The sequence below is a fragment of the Pantoea sp. USHLN298 genome, from assembly GCF_037149395.1.
In the GTDB taxonomy this organism is placed as follows: Bacteria; Pseudomonadota; Gammaproteobacteria; order Enterobacterales; family Enterobacteriaceae; genus Pantoea; species Pantoea astica.
The window spans coordinates 236,875-258,787 of the sequence record NZ_JBBCRO010000007.1 but is presented as its reverse complement, the minus strand read 5'-3'; the positions used below and the strand labels follow the sequence as shown (position 1 = coordinate 258,787).

Below are 21,913 nucleotides of genomic sequence, written 5' to 3'. Positions count from 1 at the left end.
AGTTCAGCTAAACGATCTCTTAACCCTAATAGAGAATAGGGCAGTCAACCAGGCAAGAGGCAAACAAAAAGGCCCCGCAGTGCGGGGCCTGGATTAAGCAGAGAGGAAACTACTTGCCGACAACAAAGGCGGTTTCACGCCCTTCGTCGTTGGCCGCCATTGGCGTCACCGGCGTGTAATCGAGCTGCAGAATCCGGCTGGTTTCGGCTAACACTTTCTCGGTCAGCGCCACGTCGCCGTTCAGCTTACGTCCCCAGGATGGGATCACCGCACGGATTTTGTTCTGCCATTCCGGCGAAGCCATCTGCTCAGGACAGATTTTATGCAGCAGCTCCAGCATGATCGGGGCAGCCGTTGAAGCACCTGGCGAAGCACCCAGCAGCGCTGAGATCGAACCATCCTGCGAGGCGACCACTTCGGTACCCAGCCGCAGTACCGCGCCCTCTTTCTCATCTTTTTTGATGATCTGCACGCGCTGACCAGCAGTGACTAAACGCCAGTCTTCCTGCTTCGCCTGCGGCACATAGGCGCGTAGCGCATCCATCCGATCGCGATCGCTTTGCAGCACCTGATCCATCAGGTATTTCACCAGATCAAAACTTTTCAGCCCCACTTTCACCATCGGCAGCATGTTGCTGCTGTTGAGCGAGGTGAACATATCCAGCAGTGAACCCTGCTTGAGGAATTTGGTGGAGAAGGTAGCAAACGGCCCGAACAGCAGCACCTGTTTGCCATCCAGCACGCGGGTGTCAACGTGCGGTACCGACATCGGCGGTGCGCCGACGCTGGCTTTACCGTAGACCTTGGCCATGTGCTGCGCCACCACCTGCGGATTTTCCGTCACCAGGAATGAGCCGCCGACCGGGAAACCTGCATAACCATTAGCTTCCGGCACGCCCGCTTTCTGCAACAGCGGCAGCGCCGCGCCGCCTGCACCGATAAAGATATTTCGGGCGGTCAGCGTCCGGCGGGAACCGCTTGCCAGACACTGCAGGGTAACCTGCCAGCGGCCATCGCTCAGGCGCGTCAGCTCACGCACTTCCTGACGCAAACGCAGACGGAAATTGGCTTTCTTCTCTAAGGAGGCGATCAGCTGGCGTGTGACTTCACCGAAGTTGACGTCGGTCCCCATTTCGGTCCAGGTTGCCGCCACTTTCTGGCTGCGATCGCGGCCATTCATCACCAGCGGGATCCACTTCGCAATCTGCTGCGGATCTTCGGAGTAGGCCATGCCACGGAACAGCGTGCTTTTCTGCAGCGCCTGGAAGCGTTTGCGCAGGAAGCTGACATTGTCGTCGCCCCAGACAAAGCTCATGTGCGGCGTGCTGTGAATGAAACTTTTGGGATTGCGCAGATTGCCCTTCTGCACCTGAGAGGCCCAGAACTGACGGGAAATCATAAAGGATTCGTTGATCGTCACCGCTTTGGAGATGTCGATGCTGCCATCGGCCTGCTGTGGCGTATAGTTCAGCTCAGCCAGCGCGGCATGGCCGGTGCCAGCATTGTTCCAGCCGTTGGATGATTCTTCTGCCACGCTGTCCAGCCGCTCTACCATTTCGATAGACCAGTCCGGCTCTAATTCCTGCAGCCATGCGCCGAGGGTGGCGCTCATCACGCCTGCGCCAATCAGCAGCACGTCAACGTCTTTGCGCTCCTGCGCGGTAGTGGTGTCCTTTGCCATGGCACTCATCGCGAGCGCAAGGTTTATAGCTGAATTGCACATGAGGCGACATCTCCTCTTCTGTTGACCTGAAGCTCAACAGTTTTGCAGGCGAAATAGTCACGCTTCTTTCGAGCGCGTTGCGCTATTTCTCAAAGGTTAAGAGTCAGGTATAGGTTAAAGCGGTGATAACGGGTTAACTGCACGTTATGCTTTGTCATCCGAATATAACATTCTCGCATCTGAATTAAACATTTGTTTATTTTTTAAATGCAGAAATGATTCAGCATAAGAATTAATCATAGCGGCACGAAGGGTATAAGTGATTTTTTATCGATAACTCAGTGAGTTAACTGAATAGATTGTTGCAGGAAAGCGCCATTATGGTGCAGCGTCCAAAGAAGGGGTAACGAGGAGGAATTATTTAATTCACTGAATTTAAGGCAGTTATTGTTGGGTAAGGAATAGTCTAAAAGTTCATCAGTCGCGGTTTCGGGCGCTCAGTGTAAAAATAATGTTACATTTTTGTGAGGATGAAATGCTCGGCAACCCTGTGCGTGGTCGTTAACGGCAAGCGGCAAAACCGCCAGGTCTGCAATAGACCATCGCCGTTCAGCCAGCTTACCCTGAGGGTCTGTCTCAGCTCCTGAACCAGCGACGCCAGACAAAGCGAATCACAAAAAACTCCACCGTACCCAGCAGTAAAAACCAGATGCAGAACACCACCGTGTAGAGCTGGCTCAGATCCTGTAAATGGAATGTCTGCAACAGATGTTGCGCCACCGCCAGGCTGAAGGCTGGCGCAGGCAGCAGCAGGGCAGAGAGAAACCCCAGCAATAAAATGCCGCCAGGCACGATCAAAGATTCAAACGGGTTATTCATAACGGGCATCCGGTAATAATAAGCCCGGCATTTTCCGGCAATCCGCGCCTGGGTTCAATCAGGGAATGCGGCGGGTCAGGCGAAACCTGCCCGCTATCACGCAGGAAAAGTGCCAGAAAATGCTTTGCCACCATCGACTTAGCGCGAAACATAGCGAATGATAAAAGTTATAGCCTTTGCTATACTTAAATCCATGATTTTACTGTCTTTTTATCTTTGCGGTTGCATGGTAGACTGCGCGCACTTTTTCATTACTGAACACTTTGTGTGGTGAATACAGCGTGAATTGCCGCTTTTTCGCCCCAGGTGAATAAATCATGACCTTTATTGCCACCTTAATTCTTGCACTGGGTATGTCGATGGACGCGTTTGCTGCTGCACTGGGCAAAGGTGCGACATTGCATCGTCCTGGTTTTAAAGAAGCGCTGCGCACCGGTCTGATTTTTGGCTCAATTGAAGCCTTAACGCCGCTGATTGGCTGGGCGCTGGGTCTGGCCGCCAGTCGGTACATCATGGCGTGGGACCACTGGGTTGCCTTTATTCTGCTGGCATTTTTAGGTGGCCGAATGATGATGGAAGGCTTCCGTCAGACTGCGGTAACCGAACCCTGTGAAGCGCCGCAGAGCCATGGCTTTATGGTGCTGGCCACCACCGCCGTCGCGACCAGCCTGGATGCGCTGGCAGTCGGCGTCGGCCTGGCATTTTTACAGGTCAACATTATTACCACCGCTCTGACCATTGGCGCTGCCACCACCGTGATGGCGACGACCGGCGTGCTGGTGGGCCGCTTTATCGGTCCGGTACTGGGGAAATGGGCGGAAGTGCTGGGCGGTCTGGTATTGATTGCCGTCGGTTCCACCATTTTGCTGCAACACCTCGGCTACAGCGCCTGACGGGTTTTTGCGCATAAAAAGCGCAATTTTGTGATCTGGTTCAAAATTTATTGCTGATAAAACGCGCTGAAGTTATACTTTTACGGTATTTCTTCAACTAAATTTGAACCAGGTGACACATGAAACGCATTTTTAACTACGTGTTCCGCGCTTACGTCGAGACCTTCAAACACGTACCGCCGGGTGCCATGTACTAAACCGCACCCCGCAAGCAACCCTCGATAATCGCGGTCAGGGATCGACCGATGATTATCACTTTTTCTTCTGTTATGCCTCTCTCCCATCGCCCGATTGGCCCGTTCTGACAGGCTCAGCACCGGCTGCCATAAGCCACTCGTCTGACTATACCCTCAGGTTATACCCCGGCACCAAACAAGCATTCGTCACGCTGTCATCTGCATGAAATATTCAGCTCAGGCCCTATTACCTGTCTGAAAAAGAGAAACATCATGCTGATCCCTCAACCCTATTTACTCTTTCTTGGTGACGTCACCGATCCGCTGGCGGCGAAAACGGCGCGCGGCATTCAGGTCTGGCGACCGGAACAGTGCGTTGGTGAAATGTCACTGCCGGGCTGTACCGTCAGCCTCGGGCTGGAGACGCTGGATATCGCCAGTGCCAAAGCGCGCGGCGCGAAAACGCTGGTGCTGGGTACCGCCAATGCTGGCGGCTATTTGCCGTCACACTGGCTGGAAACCGTGACCGGCGCGATCAAAGCGGGTCTGAATGTGGCCAGTGGCCTGCATCACCGTCTGGTCGATGAACCGGAACTGGTGGCGCTGGCGGCAGAACATGGCGTGTCGCTGTTCGACATCCGCCATATGCGGCCCGCGTTGACGGTCGGCAGCGGTAAAAAACGCAGCGGTAAACGGGTCCTGACGGTGGGAACTGACTGCTCCGTGGGGAAAATGTACACCTCACTGGCGCTGGAAGCGGCGATGCGCGATCGCGGCATGAAGGCGGATTTCCGCGCCACCGGCCAGACCGGGATTCTGGTAGCCGGTGAGGGCATTGCCATCGATGCGGTGATTGCTGACTTTATCGCCGGTGCCGCCGAAGCGCTTTCCCCGGCGAATGAAGAGGATCACTGGGATATCGTTGAAGGTCAGGGATCGCTGTTTCATCCCTCTTATGCTGGCGTCAGCATGGGGCTGATCCACGGGGCGCAACCGCACTGGCTGGTGATGTGTCATGAGATGGGGCGTCCGCATATGCGCCACCTGCCGCATCAGCCGATGGTCAGCCTGGCGGAGTGCGTAGAGGCCAATCTGCGGGCGGCCAGCGTCACCAGTGACGCGGTGAAGCTGGCCGGATTCGCCATCAATACTTCCGGTTACAGTGAACAGCAGGCGCGCGACTATTGCGCTGAGGTCAGCGCAGAATTTGGCGTGCCGGCCACCGATCCGGTGCGGTTTGGTATCGACGCCATCGCCGCGCGATTGCAGGAGCATGGCTGAGATGCGGCGTATGCAGATCGCGGTGGCTGAACTGCCGCTGGCGAAACCCTTCGCGATTTCACGCGGTACCCGCACGGCCGTCACGGTCATTCGCGTGACGCTGGAGCAGGACGGTTTTATCGGTCTTGGCGAGTGTACGCCGACGCCGCGCTACGGCGAAAGTATCGCCAGCGTCAGCGCGCAGCTGGCGGCGCTGCAGAACGAAATCGAAGCCGGACTGAGTCGTCCGGCTTTACAGACCCGACTGGCAGCGGGCGCGGCACGTAATGCGCTGGATTGTGCGCTGTGGCGGCTCGATGCGGCCCGCAACCGGGAAACGCTCTGGCAGCAAACCGGCAGCGAAAAGCCCGCTTCGGTGGTGACCGCAGAAACCCTGAGTCTGGACAGCCTTGACCGGATGGCGAGTGCCGCGGCGGAGGCCGTATCACGCGGTGCGCTGCTGCTGAAGATCAAACTCGACGCGCATCTGATTGTGGAAAAAGTCGCGGCCATTCGCGCGGCGGCTCCGCAGACAACGCTGATTATCGACGCCAACGAGGCCTGGCACGGCCTCGACCTGCCCGCGCTGTTCAGCGCTTTGCAGGCTTATGAGATCGCGATGATTGAGCAGCCGTTACCGGCGGGTCAGGATAGCGACTTACGGCATTTTCCCCATCCAATTCCCCTGTGCGCCGATGAAAGCTGCCATAGCGTGGCGGACATTGCCGCGCTGCGCGATCGCTACCAAATGATCAACATCAAACTCGATAAGTGCGGCGGGCTGACCGAAGCGCTGGCGATGGTCGCCGCTGCACGGCAGCAGCAAATGCGGCTGATGGTTGGCTGTATGCTCGGCTCGTCGCTGGCGATGGAGGCGGCGCTGCCGGTGGCGATCAGCGCCGAATATGTCGATCTCGACGGCCCAATCTGGCTGGCGGCAGACAGCTCGCCTTTTCTCTCCTATTCGCAAGGCCGTATCTGGCTTTAACGCACCCGGAGCAACGATGACGGACACTTCTTCTCTTCGCCCGACCGCCCCGACCGCCACGGCACCGGTGCTCGCCATTCAGGATCTTTGCGTCAGTTTCCGCGGACGCAGCGGCGTGCATCGGGCACTGAATGGCGTGTCGTTTGAGATTCATCCCGGCGAAATCGTCGCGGTGGTGGGCGAAAGCGGGTCGGGAAAATCCGTCACCTCGCTGGCGATTATGGGGCTGTTAGCCGCCTCAGCACGCACCGAACGTGGAGCCATCCTGTTTCGCGATCGTCGCGGAAAACAGCACGATCTCAGCACCCTCAGCGAAGAACAGCGGCGAACGTTACGTGGCCGCGAAATGGCGATGATTTTTCAGGAGCCGATGACCTCGCTGAATCCGGTATTGCGGGTCGGCGATCAGCTGACCGAAGCGCTGCGTGACCATCAGCTGTGTGATAAAGCGCAGGCGACGGCGCGAGCGCGAACTTTGCTGCAGCAGGTACGGATAGCCGATGTGGATCGGGTGATGAAAAGTTACCCGCACGCGCTGTCGGGCGGCATGCGGCAACGGGTGATGATCGCCCAGGCGCTGGCCTGCGATCCACAACTGCTGATTGCCGATGAGCCGACCACCGCGCTGGATGTCACCGTTCAGGCGCGCATCCTGCACATTCTGCGTGAGTTGCAGCAGCAGAAGCAGATGGCGGTGCTGTTTATCACCCATGATATGGGCGTAGTGGCAGAAGTCGCCGATCGGGTGGTGGTGATGTATCGGGGTAACGTGGTCGAACAGGGCGCGGTGGCGGATATCTTCAGCGCGCCACAGCATGACTACACCAAAGCCTTATTGGCTGCGGTGCCAAAGCTGGGGGATATGCGCGAACAGGCCTGGCCGCAGCGCTTCCCGCTGCTGGGCGCGGCCACCACGGCTGCCGCCAGCCAGCAAACGGCGCGTTACGAGGATAAACCGCTGCTCGACGTGCGCGGCCTGAAAGTCTGTTTCCCGGTCCGCAGCGGCATTTTTTCCGCCTTAACCCATCAGGTGCACGCGGTGGAGCAGATTGACTTCAGGCTGTGGCCGGGCGAAACGCTGGCGATTGTCGGGGAAAGCGGCTGCGGTAAATCGACCACCGGGCGGGCGCTGATGCGTCTGCTGGCCAGCGAGGCGGAAAGTATCTATTTTCAGGGCAATGAAATTACCACCCTGAAAGAGGCGCAGTTTCAGCCGCTGCGCCGTGAAATACAGATGGTGTTTCAGGACCCGTATGCCTCACTCAATCCCCGCCTGACCGTTGGATTTACCATCGCTGAACCGCTGCTGCTGCACGGTCTGGTCTCGTCGCTGCGCGAAGCCACGCCGCAGGTTGAGGCACTGCTGAAAAGTGTCGGCCTGGCCCCGGAACACGCACAGCGTTATCCCCATGAGTTTTCCGGCGGACAGCGTCAGCGTATCGCCATAGCCCGCGCCCTGGCGCTGCGGCCCAAAGTGATTATCGCCGATGAAGCCGTGTCAGCGCTGGATGTGTCGATACAGGCACAGGTGGTGAACCTGATGATGGATCTGCAACAGCAAACCGGCGTGGCGTGGATTTTCATCTCGCACGACATGGCCGTGGTGGAACGCATCGCCAACCGTGTGGCGGTGATGTACCTCGGACAGATCGTTGAGATTGGCCCGCGCCAGTCGCTGTTTAACCAGCCGCAACACCCTTATACCCAACGGCTGCTGGCCTCTGTGCCGGTTGCCGATCCGCTCAATCGTCCGGTCCGTCAGTTTGATGACGGTGAAATTCCCTCGCCGCTGCGCAGGGTGGGAGAGACGGTAGAGAAAAACCGTTACCGCCAGGTCGCGCCCGATCACTGGGTGGCCGAAACCCCTTTTGTGCGTTGATGCATCAATACCAGGAGACAACCATGAAGCCATTATTACGTCGCACGGCGCTTGCCACCGGATTACTACTCGCTCTGACCGCCGCCGCGCAGGCAGAAGATTTACGCATTTCGATGTATGCCGATATTACCGGACTGGACCCGCACGACACCTCCGACAACATCAGCTATTCGGTGCAGAGTGGCATTTTCGAACGCCTGTTCCAGTTTGATGCTCAGATGAAGCTGACGCCCTGGCTGGCGACCGGCTATACCAGCAATGAGGATGCCACGCAGTTTACGCTGACGCTGCGGCAGGGCGTGACCTTCCAGGATGGCACACCCTTTAATGCGGAGGCGGTGAAAGCGAACCTGGATCGGCTGGCCGATCAGAGCAAGGGGCTGAAGCGCAATAGCCTCTATCGCATGATTAAGACCGTCACCGTACTGGCAGCGGATAAAGTGCAGATCGACCTTAACCAGTCATTTGGTGCCTTCATCAACACGCTGGCGCACCCGTCGGCGGTGATGTGGAGCCCGGCGATCCTCAGCCAGTATCCGCAGGAGGCGCAGCTGCGGCTGCATCCGGTCGGTACCGGCCCGTTCCGGTTTGTGGCGTGGCAGCCGGGCAAAACCGTCACCCTGGCGAAATATGACAAATACTGGAAAACCGGCTGGCCGAAAGTCGACAAGGTGATTTTCTCACCGAGCCCGGAAGATGCGACCCGGGTGGCGGCGCTGAAATCGGGGCAGGTGGATGCGATCTATCCGCTGCCGTCTGATCTGATTGGGACGGTGCAGAGCGACGCGAAACTGGCGATCCAGCGCGATCCCAGCATTTACCTCTATTACATGGCGATCAATACCCAACACAAAGCGCTGGCTGACGTGCGGGTGCGCCAGGCGATTAACTACGCCATCGACCGCGCGCTGTGGCTGAAGGTCGGTTTTGCCGGAATGGGCACGCCCGCCCGTTCCGCCATGCCGGCCGGAGTGCAGTTCTATCAGGCGCAGAGTGAGCCGAACTACCGCTACGCGCCGGATGAAGCCAAAAAGCTGCTGCAGGCGGCAGGCTACGGGCAGGGGCTGGATCTCAAATTGTGGTGCACCAACGCCACGGCCAGCATCCGTGCCGCGCAGTTCCTCAAGGCGCAGCTGGCGACGGTCGGGATTCGCGTCACCGTCACGCCGATGGATTCCGGCACCCGCAACGCGAAGTTATGGGGCGTGAAAGATCCGAAACAGGCAGAGTTTGACCTCTATTACGGTGGCTGGTCGACCTCAACCGGCGATGCGGACTGGGCGTTGCGTCCGCTGTACGCCACCGAATCCTGGGTGCCGACCTCCTACAACGTCTCCTATTACAGCAACCCGGCGGTAGATAAAGCGATTGCCGGCGGGCTGGCCACGGCCGATCCGGCAAAACGCGGCGCCGCCTACGCAGAGGCGCAAAGGCTACTGTGGAAAGATGCGCCTGTCGCCTTCCTCGGCACGCCCGATAACGTCGTCGGCAAGCGCAAAGGGCTGAACGGCGTGTCGATGCTGCCGGACGGTAACCTGTTGTTTACGCAGGCCGCGTTTGAATAAGTGAGTGCGCAGCCGCCCGCCGGTGATGGGGTGATTGTCGCCGGGCGGGCAACCGTGCCTGACTGCTCTCTGAGCCAATCGAAAGGATCGCCATGTTCGCCTATATCCTCCGACGACTGCTGGAAATGATCCCGGTTCTGCTGGTGGTTTCATTACTGGTTTTTGGTTTTATTAAACTGCTGCCTGGCGACCCGGCCCGCATCTATGCCGGGCCGGATGCCCCGATCGAAGCGGTAGAGGCCGCCCGTCAGCATCTGGGCCTTAACGATCCGCTGCCGCAGCAGTACCTTCACTGGATCGCCGGCCTGTTGCGTGGCGACCTGGGCGTCACCTATCGCACCCAACAGCCGGTGACGGAGGTGATCCGGCAGGGCTTTATGCCTACGCTGTGGCTGGCGCTGGCGGGCTTCACCTGGTCCGTGCTGCTGGGCCTGATGCTCGGCGTTATCGCGGCGTTACGGCGTGGAAAGTGGCTCGACTGGGCGCTGATGAGTCTGGCGGTCGGCGGGATCTCGATGCCCGCCTTCTGGCTCGGGCTGCTGCTGATCCAGTTCGTCGCCATGCCGTTTGGCCTGTTTGCCGTCAGCGGCTTCAGTCAGCCATCCGATTTGATCCTGCCCGCCATTACGCTTGGCTCGTCGGTCGCCGCAGTGATGGCGCGTTTCACCCGGTCGGCGTTTCTTGAGGTCGCGCAGGAGGACTATGTCCGCACCGCCAGGGCAAAAGGGTTACGTCAGCGTCTGGTGACCTGGAAACATGTAATGCGGAATGCGTTGATCCCGGTAATCACCATGCTTGGCCTGCAGTTTGGATTTTTGCTGGGCGGATCGATCGTGGTGGAGAGCGTCTTTAACTGGCCCGGTCTGGGCTGGTTGTTGATCGAGTCGATCAAGTCTCAGGATCAGCCGGTGATCCAGGCGCTGGTAATGCTGTTCGTGTTCGAATTTATCGCCATTAATCTGCTGGTTGATCTGCTCTATGCAGTGGTCAATCCCGCGATTCGTCTGAAATAGGAGTCGCTGATGAGCGAAACCCTCTCTGTTGCGGTGCCGGAAGCGATTCGTTCGCCTTGGCGCGATTTTCTGCACGCGCTGGTGCGTAACCCGCTGGCGCTGGTCTCTGGCGGATGTGTACTGCTGCTGCTGCTGGTGGCGCTGTTTGCGCCCTGGCTGGCCCCGTGGGACCCGATGGCGCCGGACTGGATGGCCCTGTCGTCGCCGCCTTCCGCTGCGCACTGGATGGGCACTGACGATCTGGGACGTGACGTGATGAGCCGGATTATCTACGGTGCGCGCATCTCGCTCTATGTCGGCGTGGTCTCGGTCACGCTCGGGATGCTGGTGGGGATCGTACTGGGTCTGCTGGCTGGCTACTATGGCCGCTGGGTCGATATGCTGATTATGCGCGGCTCCGATGTGCTGTTCGCCTTTCCCGGAATGCTGCTGGCGATTGCGGTGGTGGCGATTCTCGGGCCTGGCCTGAACAACGTCATTATTGCCGTCGCGGTGTTCAGCGTGCCGGTGTTTGCCCGCATCGTGCGTGCCTCGACGCTGTCGCTGAAGCAGGCCGCCTACGTTGAAGCGGTGCGCTGCGCCGGTGCGCCGGATCGGGTAATTCTGCTGCGCCACATTTTGCCCGGCACGCTGCCCAACGTTATTGTCTATTTCACCCTGCGCATCGGTACCAGCATTCTGACCGCCGCCGGGCTGAGTTTTATCGGCCTCGGACCGGAACCGGATGTGCCGGAGTGGGGCAACATTCTCGCCATGAGCCGCAGCATGATGATGGCTGGCGCCTGGCACGTCAGCGTCTTTCCTGGGCTGGCGATCTTTATCACCGTACTGGCGTTCAACCTGCTGGGCGATGCCCTGCGTGACACGCTGGACCCGAAACTCAAGAGCTGATGATGGATTTTCAACAGATGCAGCGTGATCTGCTGCTACAACGCTGGCGCAGCGAGCGTCAGCTCGGTCTGCCGCGCAGCACGCCGGGCGAACACAACCGGATCAGCGATGTGCCAGGCGTGCGCGTCGGTCATTTCACGCTGGATCAGGGCGAGCAACAGAGCGGGGTCACCGCCATCATGCCGCCGGGCGAGAATCTGTTTAGCCAGCCGTTACCCTGCGGTGCCGCGGTATTCAACGGTTTTGCCAAGCCGGTCGGGCTGGTGCAGCTGGAGGAGTTAGGCGTGCTGCAAACGCCGATTCTGCTCAGCAACACGCTGGCGGTCGGTACGCTGTTCACTGCGCTGGTGCGAGAAGCTATCGGGCGCAATCCTGAACTGGGCCGCAGTTTACCCACCGTCAATCCGCTGGCGCTGGAGTGTAACGACGGCTGGCTCAACGACATTCAGGCGCTGGCGATCACGGAAGCGATGGCGCAGCAGGCGATGGCGAGTGCCAGCGTGGCGTTTGCCCGTGGCAGCGTCGGTGCCGGTCGTGGCATGAGCTGTTTCAGCCTCAAAGGCGGAATCGGCACGGCTTCACGCCGCATTGAACCGCTTAACGCCAAGCTCGGCGTGCTGGTGCTGGCTAACTTTGGCGCACTGACGGCGCTGACGCTGGACGGCGTTCGCCTCGGCGAGATGATTGCGCCGCTGCTGCCCGAACTGGCGCCTCAGCGGGATGCCGGCTCAATCATTATCATCATGGCAACGGATGCGGCGCTGGATGCGCGTCAGCTGAAACGGGTGGCGCGTCGGGCCGGGGCTGGTTTAGGCCGTCTCGGCAGCTACTGGGGGCACGGCTCGGGCGATATTGCTGTCGCCTTCTCAACCCAGCCATCACCCCAGCCGCCTGACGATGCGCGGCTGGAGCCGCTGCTGGCGGCGGCGGCGGATGCCACCGAACAGGCAGTGCTGGATGCCTTACTGAGCGCCACCGCGGTGACCGGCTTTCGCGGTCATCATCGTCCGGCGTTGTCTGAGGTGCTGGATCAGCTGGTTTCACACGGAGAACCGAAGCGATGAGAGTTTTTATTTCTGCCGATATTGAGGGAATTGCCGGCGTGATGCGCCCGGAGCAGTGCGCGCCAGGCCACGCCGAGCATCAGCTGGCACGTAGCCTGATGGAGCAGGAGGTGAATGCCGCTATCGACGGTGCCTTTGCCGCTGGCGCGACAGAGGTAGTGGTAGCGGACAGCCACGCGCAGATGACGAATCTGCGGGCAGAGCAGATCGACAGCCGCGCCCGGCTGGTACAAGGTAAACCGCGTGGCCTGTCGATGGTGGAAGGTCTGCAACAGCAGCGCTTTGACGGCATGATGTTTATTGGTTTTCACAGCGCGGCCGGGGAATCTGGCGTGCTGGCACACACCATCAACGGGCGGGCATTCTGGCGTATCGAGGTCAACGGTCGGGTGATGGGCGAGAGCGATCTCTATGCCGCCGTTGGCGCAGAGTTCGGGACGCCGTTGTGGCTGGTGAGCGGCGATGATTGTCTGCAACGCTGGATCGGCGAGCACTATCCTGTGGTTGACTATGTGGCGGTAAAACGGGCGATTTCGCACACCAGCGCCGAATCACTCAGCCCGCAGGCGGCGCAGCAGGCAATCCGTACGGCGGCTGAACAGGCGGTGCGTCGCGCCCACCGCCAGCCGGTCTCGTTACTGAGTGCGCCTTATCAGCTGCGGCTGCAGGCCAGTAAACCGGTGCTGGCCGATCTCTTCAGCCTGATCCCCGGCGTGACGCGACTCGACGCGGTCACGGTAGGGTACCAGGCGGACGCGATGGCCACGCTGATTTCCCTGCTCAGTGCTTTTTCCTACCTTGCCAGCACGCAGAATTAAGCTGCGGAGATCCGATGAGCAGAACTCTGTACGATTTTCCGCGCGACATTTGTTACCCTGCGCGCCTCTTTGCTCAGTAAATTCTGAAAAAAACGCCATTACAACGAGGCAGCAATGCAGCTTTGCAGTTTTTCTCTTCCAGACCAGGATAAAAAAAGTTTCGGTATCGTGCTGGAGCACGGCGTGATCGATCTGGGGATGCGGTTCGGTGCCACCTGCCCCGATCTCAAAACCTTTCTGACCCGTTCATCGCTGGCCGATCTTGCGGCGTTCCGCACCATGCCGGTCGATTATCCGTTCAGCGCGATCCGTTTTCTGCCGGTGATTGAGAATCCGGGCAAGGTGTTTTGCGTCGGGATGAACTACGCCGATAAACGGAAGGAGTTCGCCGAAACCCTGGATGCGCCGACGCTGTTTGTGCGCTTCGCCGACTCGCTCACCGGACACGATCGGCCGCTGCAAAAACCGGTTACCACGCAGGAGTTCGACTTTGAAGGCGAGCTGGCGGTGATCATCGGCAAGGCGGCACATCAGGTCAGCGCCGCCGATGCGCTGGCGGTGGTGGCGGGCTACAGCTGCTTTATGGATGCAACCGTGCGCGACATGCAGTTTACCTGGTTTACGGCCGGCAAAAACTGGCCGCAGACCGGCGGATTCGGCCCCTGGATGACCACCGCAGATGCGATCCCCGATCCCCAGCAGCTGGCGATCAAAACCTGGCTAAACGGGCGGGAAGTGCAGAACGATACCACCGGCAGCATGGTGCATCCGGTGGCAAAAATTATTGAATATATCTCGGCCTTCAGCCCGCTGTCGCCGGGCGATGTGATTATCACCGGTTCGCCGGGCGGCGTCGGTAAGAAACGCACGCCGCCGCTGTTTATGTTCTCCGGCGACGTGGTCGAAGTAGAAATTGAGCAGATCGGCCGCCTGCGTAATACCATCGCCTGACGGCGGCAGCGGCCGCTGGTTTACACCGGTGAGCGCTGAAACGTCACCACCCGGCTCCGGCTTAGCTGGAGCCGGATGCGGTCACCGTCTCGCTGAATCACAAAGCGTTTCTGCCACGGACCCTCTTTGCCGCTGGCGAGTACCCGATCCTCTCCCAGCGACTGCAGCGTGGCCGTCTGGGCCGCCGGGCCAATGCCCATTGTCAGACGATCGCCGGTCACCTGCAGTTCTGCCTGCTGGGCTGGCGCATACCAGCGGCCCTGCAGCGCGGTGATGTCAGCCTCATCCGGCTGCACCGGCAGAAAGTGACGGGCGACGTGGCCCACCTCACCGACAATCGCCGCGCCCTGCTGGCGCAACCGCAGCGGAAAGGTGCTGGAGAGCGAAACCGCCTCGCCGTGCAGCGCGTCGCGTCGCAGGGTATCGCTCGCGCCGAGCCAGGTTGCGGTGCCGCCAGCAATCTCCAGCCAGTCCGCGTGCGGGGCCGCCGCTACATAGAGACCCGGCAGCAGATCGTGCCCCTTTGGCGGTAAATCACGATCGAGCAGAGCGGCCATCACCTGCAGGGCACTTTCTGAGGTCACCGCATCTTCGCGATTGGCCACCAGCGCCACCCCGAGCCGCCGCTCAGGGTGCAGCAGAAAATAGCTTTTATAGCCGGCGTGGGAACCGCCGTGACCAAACAGCGTCTGGCTGCCGATCCGGCTGCTGGTCAGCCCCAGGCCATAGCCGCTGATACGCCCATCACTCAGCGGGCGGGGTGCGCTGAGACGTTGCAGCACGCCTGCGCCTGGTCCGCTGTCGGCCAGCAGGGATTGCAGCCAGCGCGTCAGATGACGCAGGCTGCCCGCTACGCTGCCGGAAGCGGAAAGATGCAGCCCGGCACTGGCCAGCAGCCAGCGCTGACCATCATGCCAGTAGCCCGGTACCAGCCCCGGCACCACGTCAAACCAGCTGTCGGCGGCGGTCAGCTCAATGCCGAGCGGATCGCAGATATATTGCTGCAGCAGCGCATCAAAACTGACGCCTCTGGCATTCAGCGCCGCCTCCACCAGCCGGTAACCGGTATTGGTGTAAGAGATCTCACTGCCGGGCGGATAGTTCAGCGCGCCCTCGCTGGCAATGTAGCGCAGCAGCGCGTCAGGCTGGGTCGCGTTATAGAGTGACAAGCCCAGCAGCGACAGACTCTCACGGGTATCGGGCAGGCCGCTGCTCATATCCAGCGCCTGACCGACGGTAACCTGACCGTTGGCACCCTGTAACTGTGGCAGGTGATCGACCAGCTTATCCTCAAGCGACAGATAATGGCGGCCCGGTCCGGTCACCAGCGCACAGAACAGATGCTTGGTGACCGAGGCGATGCGCACCACACTATCCAGAGTGAAGGGGGTTTGCTGGGCCAGATCGGCCAGTCCGGCGCAGTGCGCGCTCTGTATCTGCTGAGCATCAAACAGCACGATGGCACCGCCAGGCGCGCCGGGCTGCTGCCAGCTTTGGCTAATCTGTTGGGCAACATCTGCTGCGCGTTGCCAGTGGGCTGTCATGCCGGCTCCTCAAGCGTCATGCTGAGATCAAAAAGCTGGGCAGTGTGCGGATGCTGAATACGCCGGGCGCGCAGGTCATCGGCGCTTAACTGCTCGACCATTTTGCCGTGCTGCATCACGCCAATGCGCTGACACAGATGCGCCACCACCGCCAGATTGTGTGTCACCATAATGTAGGTCAGTTTGCGTTCAGCGCGCAAGTCACTGAGCAAATTAAGAATTTCTGCCTGCACCGACACATCCAGCGCGGAGGTCGGCTCATCCAGCAGCAGCACTTCCGGCTCGGCAATCAGCGCCCGGGCGATGGCGACGCGCTGGCGCTGTCCGCCTGACAGCTGATGCGGATAACGAAAACGCAGCGCGGCGGGCAATCCCACTTCATTCAGCGCCTGACTGATACGCTGCTCAGCGCGATCGATACGGTGCACCAGCAGCGGCTCATGCAGGATGCGGTCAATGGTCTGACGCGGATGCAGCGATCCGTAAGGGTCCTGAAACACCATCTGCACCTGACGATAAAAGTTCCGGCCACGGCGCGCGTCCAGCGCCAGTCCGCCGAAGGTCATGCGGCCGCGCCAGGCGTGATTCAGTCCGGCCAGCGCGCGCAGAATGGTCGATTTCCCCGAGCCGCTTTCGCCCACCAGCCCGAAACTTTCACCGTTAGCCACCTGAAAAGTGACGCCTTTCACGACATCCTGCCCGGCAAAGGCGATGCGTAAATCAGCGATCTCTATCATTGCGTCTCCTCACCGCGCCAGGCGGCATCACGCTGTAAAACCGGTAAACGCGCACGCGGATGGCGCAGGGAAGGCAGGCAGGCCAGCAGGCCCTGGGTGTAGGGATGGCGCGCCTGGTGCAGCTCGCCGGCATTCAGCAGTTCGACAATCCGGCCGGCATACATCACCGCCACCCGGTCGCAGAAATGCGATACCAGCGGCAGGTCGTGACTGATCAGAATCAGCCCCATACCGCGGGCGGAGACCAGTTCATCAATCAGTTTGAGGATCTCCGCCTGCACCGTGGCATCGAGCGCGCTGGTGGGTTCATCGGCAATCAGTAACTCGGGATCGGGTGCCAGCATCATCGCAATCATCACCCGCTGGCCCATGCCGCCGGAGACTTCATGCGGATAGCGTTTTGCGACGGCCGCCGCATCATGAATCTTCACCTGTTCAAGCAGGCCGATGGCCGCCAGCATGGCGGCTTTACGGCTGCCGCCCTTGTGTTCCCGCCAGGCTTCAGCGATCTGCTGACCAATGGTCATCACCGGATTAAGAGAATATTTAGGGTCCTGCAGAATAAATCCGACGCGCTTACCGCGAAGGGTGCGCATCACGCTTTCACTGGCGCCGCGCAGGTCAATGCCGTCAAAGCGCAGCACATCCGCGCTCACCTCAGCCTGGCCCGGTAACAGCTGCATCAGGCTGCGCGCCGTGAGTGATTTACCCGAACCGCTTTCGCCGACGATGGCAAACTTCTCTTTGCCGACGCAGAAGCTGACGCCGCGCACCGCCTCCACGGTTTCGCTGCGGCTACGAAAGGCTACGCGCAGATTTTCAATTTCGACCAGCATTTACCGCTCCTTCGGGTCAAGGACGTCGCGCAGACCGTCACCAAGAAAATTAAACGCCAGTGAGGTCAGAAAGATAGCGAGGCAGGGCATCAGCGGCACCCACCATTCACTGAACAGAAAGCGGCGCGCGGTGGCGATCATCGTGCCCCATTCCGGCGAAGGCGGCTGGGCGCCCATGCCGAGAAAGCCCAGGCTGGCTGCGGTGATGATAATGGAGCTCATATCCAGCGTGACGCGCACAATCAGGCTGGGCACGCACAGAGGCATAATGTGACGCAGAATAATCCGCAGCGGCGACGCGCCGGTGATCCGGCTGGCGGCGATGAAATCGCTGTGGCGAAACTGCAACGTTTCGGCGCGGGCCAGCCGGGCATAGGGCGGCCAGGCGGTCAGGGCGATCGCCAGAATGGCGCTTTCGACGCCTGGCTTCAGCGCGGCGACAAACGCCAGCGCCAGAATCAGACGCGGAAACGCCAGAAAGATGTCGGTGATGCGCATCAGCGCTTTGTCGATCACGCCGCCGCAGTAACCGGCAATGCAGCCAATCAGCAGACCCAGCGGGGCGGTCAGCAGCACCACCGCAATCACCATTCCCAGCGTGGTGCGTCCGCCATAAATAATGCGGGTCCAGACATCACGCCCCAGTTCATCGGTACCCAGCCAGTGCAGTGCTGACGGGGCAGCCAGACGGTTTTCCAGATGCTGCGTACCCGGTTCAAAGCCGCTCAGCAACGGCGCGAACAGCGCCAGCATCAGCATCAGCAGGATCACCACCAGGCCAGCGACGGCCAGCGGATTGCTGCGCAGGGTAAGCCACAGGCGATAGCGGCGGCCCCAGACCGCCTGACGACGGTTAGCGGGGCTATCAGCCAGCAGCCAGCTACGTGAGAAAAAAGTCATTTTACGCGAGGGTCCCAAAGTCGATAGAGCAGGTCAGCCAGTTGATTCAGCAGCACGTAGACCGCGCCGACCAGCAGCGTGGCGCCGACCACCGGATTCATGTCGGCATTCATCAGTGAGGTGGTGAGATACTGGCCCAGGCCTGGCCATGAGAAGACATTTTCAGTGACAACCGCACCTTCCAGCAGCCCGGCGTAGGTCAGCGCCAGCACCGTCACCAGCTGCACCGCCACCGTGGGAAAGGCGTGCCGCCAGATCACGCGTCGGGAAGATAATCCCTTGGCGCGAGCGGTAATGACAAATTCACCGCTCAGCGCATTGAGCATGAAGGTGCGGGTCATCCGGGTGATGTACGCCATGCTGAAGTAAGCGAGAATCAGCACCGGCTGGGCCATGTGCGCCAGCGCATCCCAAAAGGCGTCATACTCGCCCGCCAGCAGGGAGTCGACGGTGAGAAAGCCGGTGATCTGCGGCACCATATCCTGCCAGATAATGTCCTGCCGTCCCGGTCCCGGCGCGATGCCCAGCACCGCATAAAACAGCAGCAGGCTCAGCAGCGCGAGCACGAACACCGGTAAGGAGTGACCGGCAAGGCAGATCACGCGGATAGTCTGATCAATCCAGCTGTGCTGGCGGACGGCGGCCCAGACCCCGAGGGGAATACCGATCAGCGCCGCAATAATAATGGCGGCGGTAGCCAGCTCCATGGTGGCCGGAAAAAAGCGCGCAATGTCGCTGAGCACCGGATTGGAGGTGAGTATCGAGCGCCCTAAATCGCCGTGCAGCAGCTGATTGAGGTAGTGACCAAACTGAACGTAGAGCGGCTGATCCAGCCCCATTTCCGTCCGGACCCGTTCCACCACCGCCTGCGGCGCATTATCACCGACCGCGGCCAGCACCGGATCGGTGGGCATCACCCGGCCAATAAAAAAGGTCAGCACTGACAGACCAAACAGCGTCAGTATCAGGCTGCCCAGCGCACTGACGCTCTGTTTTAATACCGGCATCAGGCTTTTTTCACCTGCTGATAAGGCCACTGCTCCAGCACGCTAAGATGCACATCCGAGACGTTTTGGGTGCAGGCCACGGTCTGAACCTGCTGCATCATAAAAATAAACGGACTTTTTTCCCGGCCGAGCTGCTGGATCTGCTGATAGAGCGCAATCCGCTTCGCGGCATCGCTTTCATGCAGCGCCTGTTGCGTCAGCTGGTTAAACTGATCGTCAGACCAGCCGCAGCGCCAGGCCAGCGTGCGGTTACGCGCGGTGGTGCTGTTGTCGGTATTGACGCAGAACGCTTCGGTATTGGAGTTGGGATCGAAGTAGTCCGCGCCCCATGAGGTCATCGCCAGCTGATGCTGACGGGCGCGCATTTTGGTCAGCACCTGTCGATTTTCAGAGGCGATCAGCGACACCTTAATGCCAATCGCGGCCAGCTGGGTCTGCACCGCCTGGGCAATATCCGGGTAAGGCTGCATCGAGTAGTGATCGAGCGTGATCTCAAAGCCCTGCGGATAACCCGCTTCCGCCAGCAACGCTTTGGCTTTGCTGACATCCTGATGAAACGGCGTGTCGTCGAGCGCGGCAGGGAATCCCTGCGGCAAAAAGCTCTGATGCACTGAGTAAGTCAGCGCCAGAATATTCTTCTGGATACTCTCATAGTCCAGCGCCCACTTGATCGCCTGCCAGACCTGCGGTTTCGCCAGTTCGGGATGCGTGGTGTTGCAGGAGATCAGCATAATCGCCGACAGCGGCTGCCTGACCAGCGCCACGCTGGCATCCTGGGTCAGCGGTTTAAGCTGTTCGGTGGTGAGATCGTAAGCCACATCGACATCGCCTTTTTTCAGCATCAGCGCCTGCGCCGCCGGGTCGGCAATATGTTTCAGGATCACCCGCTTAATGGTGCTCTGGCTGGCATCGTGGGGATTGCGTTCGAGGATTACGCTTTCGCTGGCTTTCCAGCCGCGCAGGGTAAAAGCCCCTGAACCGGCGCTGTGCTGTTTCAGCCAGCCGTTACCGAGGTCGTCTTGCTGCTGATTCGCCAGACAGGCTTTTTTCGACACAATGCTGCCGACGGTGGCAGAGAGGCAATAGAGCAGAAAAGTCTCTGAGGCTGGCGTCTCCAGCGTCATCTCCAGCGTATGCGCATCTTTGGCAATCACCCGCTGATCGACATTCTCTTTGGTAAAACCGAACTGATTGATAATAAACGCCGGACTCTTATCCAGTTTAACGATGCGTTGCAGCGAAAACGCCGCATCTTCAGCGGTCAGGGCTGAGCCATCGGCAAAGGTCGCGGCCGGGTCAAGGAAGAAGGTAAAGACGCGGCTGTCGCTGCTGACCTGCCAGCTTTTCGCCAGCTGGCCGATCACTTTATCAGCCTGTTTCGGGTCAGCCATCACCAGCCGTTGATAGAGGTTGCCGCAGATCTGCCCGCCGGTCGCTTCGAAACTCTCATGCGGGTCGAGGCTGGTGATATTGTCCAGCTGCATCGCCATCACCAGCATACCCGCGGGCGCGGCGGCGAAAGCAGAATTCTGGCTCAGCCAGCACACCACGGGAACGGCACTGCATCCTGCAAGAAAACGTCTTCTGGTGACCATGCTATCTCCAAGTTATTGATTATAAATGTAAATTATGAAATTCCCGCTGCGTTATTGTCTTGACATCCCGCCGCGAGCAGAGGATTAATAGAGGACTCTCGCGGTTTCAGCGGCGCTGAAATTGCCTCTTTATGGTGCGGTCGCCCTGCCGGCTGGCAGCACTTGCGTCATCTCTGTCATTAACGGAATGGATGAATATGTCTGAGACACACTCTGCTGCAATCCCGGTATTTGATGGTCATAACGACGTGTTAAGCCGCTTATGGCAGCACCATCAGGCGGACCCGATCGGCGCCTTTTTTCAGGGAACCGCCAGCGGCCAGTTCGATTTTCCGCGTATCCGCCGCGGAAAAATGGCGGGCGGCATCTTTGCCGTCTGGGTGCCTTCCCATCCGGTTGTTGCAAGAAGTGAGCCAGATGCGATTCATTTTCCTCAGGAAATGATCCACGCAGCCCGTGACGCCACCTTTTCGATGCTGGCCTTACTGTTACGCATTGAAGCCGCGTCCGGCGGGCAGGTGAAAATCTGCCGGTCGGCCGCCGAAATTCGTCACTGCATGGCGCACAACGTGCTGGCGGTGGTGATGCACATTGAAGGCGCGGAAGCGCTGGACACCCAGGGAGAGCTGCTGGATATCCTCTACGCCAGCGGTCTGCGCTCGCTGGGGCCGCTGTGGAGCCGGAACAATCAGTTCGGCTATGGCGTTCCGTTCCGCTTTCCCTCTTCACCGGACCTTGGTGACGGTCTGACGGCCGCCGGTGAACAGCTGGTGCGTGACTGCAATCGCCGCCGCATCCTGGTCGATCTGTCGCACATGGATGAGAAAGGCTTCTGGCAGGCCGCCGCCCTCAGCGATGCGCCGCTGGTGGCCAGCCACTCCAACGCCCATGCGCTCAGCGCACAGTCGCGTAACCTCACCGATCGTCAGCTGGCAGCGATTGCGGAGAGCGGCGGCTTTGTCGGCGTGAACTTTGCCGTCCCTTTTCTGCGTGAAGATGGCGATCGTGATGCGCCAACCGGCGTTGACCAGATAGTGCGGCATGTGGAATACCTGCTGGAGAAAGTGGGCGAGGATGGCGTGGGGTTTGGCTCCGATCTTGATGGGGCCACCATGCCGGGCGATTTACAGGATGTGGCCGGTTTTCCGCATCTGGTCAGCGCGCTGGCACAGCGAGGCTATTCAGAGGCGCTGCTGAATAAAATCTGTTACGGCAACTGGTTACGCGTCCTCGACGCCACCTGGGGCGGCTGAC

General features: G+C 59.8%; 20 protein-coding genes. 12 read left to right on the top strand and 8 right to left on the bottom strand.

The window, feature by feature from the left end:
• Window positions 1-109: 109 nt before the first annotated feature.
• Window positions 110-1,723: a malate dehydrogenase (quinone) gene (mqo, locus tag WFK59_RS19145; protein ID WP_233986424.1), complete on the bottom strand. Its 1,614-nt coding sequence runs from the start codon at window positions 1,721-1,723 to the stop codon at window positions 110-112.
• Between the two features lie 576 nt (window positions 1,724-2,299).
• The gene (locus WFK59_RS19140) at window positions 2,300-2,542 is read right to left on the bottom strand and encodes a DUF1158 domain-containing protein (RefSeq protein WP_233986425.1); all 243 of its coding nucleotides are present in this window, start codon (window positions 2,540-2,542) and stop codon (window positions 2,300-2,302) included.
• A gap of 317 nt (window positions 2,543-2,859) precedes the next feature.
• On the opposite strand from WFK59_RS19140, the gene mntP reads away from it, so the two are divergent.
• From mntP to WFK59_RS19090, 11 genes are all read left to right on the top strand, one after another.
• Complete coding sequence (mntP, locus tag WFK59_RS19135) at window positions 2,860-3,435, top strand: manganese efflux pump MntP (protein WP_233986434.1); 576 nt, start codon at window positions 2,860-2,862, stop codon at window positions 3,433-3,435.
• Window positions 3,436-3,554: 119 nt separating this feature from the next.
• The gene (gene azuC / locus WFK59_RS22140) at window positions 3,555-3,632 is read left to right on the top strand and encodes a stress response protein AzuC (protein WP_122983632.1); all 78 of its coding nucleotides are present in this window, start codon (window positions 3,555-3,557) and stop codon (window positions 3,630-3,632) included.
• Window positions 3,633-3,884: 252 nt separating this feature from the next.
• On the top strand, window positions 3,885-4,892 hold the full coding sequence (gene dgcN, locus WFK59_RS19130; RefSeq protein ID WP_336756860.1) for an N-acetyltransferase DgcN: 1,008 nt from the start codon (window positions 3,885-3,887) through the stop codon (window positions 4,890-4,892).
• Between the two features lies 1 nt (window position 4,893).
• The gene (gene dgcA / locus WFK59_RS19125) at window positions 4,894-5,859 is read left to right on the top strand and encodes an N-acetyl-D-Glu racemase DgcA (protein WP_233986443.1); all 966 of its coding nucleotides are present in this window, start codon (window positions 4,894-4,896) and stop codon (window positions 5,857-5,859) included.
• 16 nt (window positions 5,860-5,875) lie between these two features.
• Window positions 5,876-7,738 (top strand): ABC transporter ATP-binding protein, encoded by a 1,863-nt coding sequence (locus WFK59_RS19120; protein ID WP_336756856.1) that lies wholly within the window; start codon window positions 5,876-5,878, stop codon window positions 7,736-7,738.
• A 23-nt stretch (window positions 7,739-7,761) separates the two neighbouring features.
• Window positions 7,762-9,303 carry a glutathione ABC transporter substrate-binding protein gene (locus WFK59_RS19115; RefSeq protein WP_336756854.1) on the top strand — a complete coding sequence of 514 codons (1,542 nt, stop codon included), beginning with the start codon at window positions 7,762-7,764 and terminating at the stop codon, window positions 9,301-9,303.
• A gap of 92 nt (window positions 9,304-9,395) precedes the next feature.
• Complete coding sequence (locus WFK59_RS19110; RefSeq protein WP_233986465.1) at window positions 9,396-10,316, top strand: ABC transporter permease; 921 nt, start codon at window positions 9,396-9,398, stop codon at window positions 10,314-10,316.
• Between the two features lie 9 nt (window positions 10,317-10,325).
• Window positions 10,326-11,207 (top strand): ABC transporter permease subunit, encoded by an 882-nt coding sequence (locus WFK59_RS19105; RefSeq protein ID WP_336756852.1) that lies wholly within the window; start codon window positions 10,326-10,328, stop codon window positions 11,205-11,207.
• Window positions 11,208-11,209: 2 nt separating this feature from the next.
• On the top strand, window positions 11,210-12,271 hold the full coding sequence (locus tag WFK59_RS19100; RefSeq protein ID WP_336756881.1) for a DmpA family aminopeptidase: 1,062 nt from the start codon (window positions 11,210-11,212) through the stop codon (window positions 12,269-12,271).
• A complete protein-coding gene (locus WFK59_RS19095; RefSeq protein WP_336756850.1) occupies window positions 12,268-13,089 on the top strand; it encodes a M55 family metallopeptidase in 822 nt (273 codons plus the stop codon). Before WFK59_RS19100 ends, WFK59_RS19095 begins: the two co-directional genes overlap by 4 nt.
• 114 nt (window positions 13,090-13,203) lie before the next feature.
• Window positions 13,204-14,040, top strand: coding sequence for a fumarylacetoacetate hydrolase family protein (locus WFK59_RS19090; RefSeq protein WP_336756848.1), 837 nt, complete (start codon window positions 13,204-13,206; stop codon window positions 14,038-14,040).
• A gap of 20 nt (window positions 14,041-14,060) precedes the next feature.
• Here WFK59_RS19090 and WFK59_RS19085 read toward each other — a convergent pair whose 3' ends face one another.
• Genes WFK59_RS19085 through WFK59_RS19060 form a run of 6 tightly spaced genes read right to left on the bottom strand, consistent with a single transcriptional unit; the run spans window position 14,061 to window position 20,659 of the window.
• The gene (locus tag WFK59_RS19085; protein ID WP_233986481.1) at window positions 14,061-15,584 is read right to left on the bottom strand and encodes a serine hydrolase domain-containing protein; all 1,524 of its coding nucleotides are present in this window, start codon (window positions 15,582-15,584) and stop codon (window positions 14,061-14,063) included.
• Window positions 15,581-16,321, bottom strand: coding sequence for an ABC transporter ATP-binding protein (locus tag WFK59_RS19080; RefSeq protein WP_336756846.1), 741 nt, complete (start codon window positions 16,319-16,321; stop codon window positions 15,581-15,583). Before WFK59_RS19080 ends, WFK59_RS19085 begins: the two co-directional genes overlap by 4 nt.
• The gene (locus WFK59_RS19075) at window positions 16,318-17,157 is read right to left on the bottom strand and encodes an ABC transporter ATP-binding protein (RefSeq protein WP_233986495.1); all 840 of its coding nucleotides are present in this window, start codon (window positions 17,155-17,157) and stop codon (window positions 16,318-16,320) included. The genes WFK59_RS19080 and WFK59_RS19075 overlap by 4 nt, the downstream gene beginning before the upstream one ends.
• On the bottom strand, window positions 17,158-18,057 hold the full coding sequence (locus WFK59_RS19070; protein WP_336756845.1) for an ABC transporter permease: 900 nt from the start codon (window positions 18,055-18,057) through the stop codon (window positions 17,158-17,160).
• Window positions 18,054-19,064, bottom strand: a complete 1,011-nt coding sequence (locus WFK59_RS19065; RefSeq protein WP_336756844.1) for an ABC transporter permease — start codon at window positions 19,062-19,064, stop codon at window positions 18,054-18,056. The genes WFK59_RS19070 and WFK59_RS19065 overlap by 4 nt, the downstream gene beginning before the upstream one ends.
• On the bottom strand, window positions 19,064-20,659 hold the full coding sequence (locus WFK59_RS19060; RefSeq protein ID WP_233986520.1) for an ABC transporter substrate-binding protein: 1,596 nt from the start codon (window positions 20,657-20,659) through the stop codon (window positions 19,064-19,066). Before WFK59_RS19060 ends, WFK59_RS19065 begins: the two co-directional genes overlap by 1 nt.
• Window positions 20,660-20,850: 191 nt before the next feature.
• Between WFK59_RS19060 and WFK59_RS19055 the strand changes: the two genes are divergently transcribed.
• On the top strand, window positions 20,851-21,912 hold the full coding sequence (locus WFK59_RS19055) for a dipeptidase (RefSeq protein ID WP_442956318.1): 1,062 nt from the start codon (window positions 20,851-20,853) through the stop codon (window positions 21,910-21,912).
• Window position 21,913: the final 1 nt, after the last annotated feature.

Bases quoted from the DNA above. Each gene is read 5' to 3' on its own strand.
- WFK59_RS19090 (WP_336756848.1), top strand. From the start codon at position 13,204: ATGCAGCTTTGCAGTTTTTCTCTTCCAGACCAGGATAAAAAAAGTTTC.
- azuC (WP_122983632.1), top strand. From the start codon at position 3,555: ATGAAACGCATTTTTAACTACGTGTTCCGCGCTTACGTCGAGACCTTC.
- WFK59_RS19120 (WP_336756856.1), top strand. From the start codon at position 5,876: ATGACGGACACTTCTTCTCTTCGCCCGACCGCCCCGACCGCCACGGCA.
- WFK59_RS19080 (WP_336756846.1), bottom strand. From the start codon at position 16,321: ATGATAGAGATCGCTGATTTACGCATCGCCTTTGCCGGGCAGGATGTC.
- WFK59_RS19065 (WP_336756844.1), bottom strand. From the start codon at position 19,064: ATGCCGGTATTAAAACAGAGCGTCAGTGCGCTGGGCAGCCTGATACTG.
- WFK59_RS19075 (WP_233986495.1), bottom strand. From the start codon at position 17,157: ATGCTGGTCGAAATTGAAAATCTGCGCGTAGCCTTTCGTAGCCGCAGC.
- WFK59_RS19115 (WP_336756854.1), top strand. From the start codon at position 7,762: ATGAAGCCATTATTACGTCGCACGGCGCTTGCCACCGGATTACTACTC.
- WFK59_RS19100 (WP_336756881.1), top strand. From the start codon at position 11,210: ATGGATTTTCAACAGATGCAGCGTGATCTGCTGCTACAACGCTGGCGC.
- WFK59_RS19110 (WP_233986465.1), top strand. From the start codon at position 9,396: ATGTTCGCCTATATCCTCCGACGACTGCTGGAAATGATCCCGGTTCTG.
- WFK59_RS19105 (WP_336756852.1), top strand. From the start codon at position 10,326: ATGAGCGAAACCCTCTCTGTTGCGGTGCCGGAAGCGATTCGTTCGCCT.
- WFK59_RS19095 (WP_336756850.1), top strand. From the start codon at position 12,268: ATGAGAGTTTTTATTTCTGCCGATATTGAGGGAATTGCCGGCGTGATG.
- dgcN (WP_336756860.1), top strand. From the start codon at position 3,885: ATGCTGATCCCTCAACCCTATTTACTCTTTCTTGGTGACGTCACCGAT.
- mntP (WP_233986434.1), top strand. From the start codon at position 2,860: ATGACCTTTATTGCCACCTTAATTCTTGCACTGGGTATGTCGATGGAC.
- WFK59_RS19055 (WP_442956318.1), top strand. From the start codon at position 20,851: ATGAATATGTCTGAGACACACTCTGCTGCAATCCCGGTATTTGATGGT.
- WFK59_RS19060 (WP_233986520.1), bottom strand. From the start codon at position 20,659: ATGGTCACCAGAAGACGTTTTCTTGCAGGATGCAGTGCCGTTCCCGTG.
- WFK59_RS19070 (WP_336756845.1), bottom strand. From the start codon at position 18,057: ATGACTTTTTTCTCACGTAGCTGGCTGCTGGCTGATAGCCCCGCTAAC.
- dgcA (WP_233986443.1), top strand. From the start codon at position 4,894: ATGCGGCGTATGCAGATCGCGGTGGCTGAACTGCCGCTGGCGAAACCC.
- mqo (WP_233986424.1), bottom strand. From the start codon at position 1,723: ATGTGCAATTCAGCTATAAACCTTGCGCTCGCGATGAGTGCCATGGCA.
- WFK59_RS19085 (WP_233986481.1), bottom strand. From the start codon at position 15,584: ATGACAGCCCACTGGCAACGCGCAGCAGATGTTGCCCAACAGATTAGC.
- WFK59_RS19140 (WP_233986425.1), bottom strand. From the start codon at position 2,542: ATGAATAACCCGTTTGAATCTTTGATCGTGCCTGGCGGCATTTTATTG.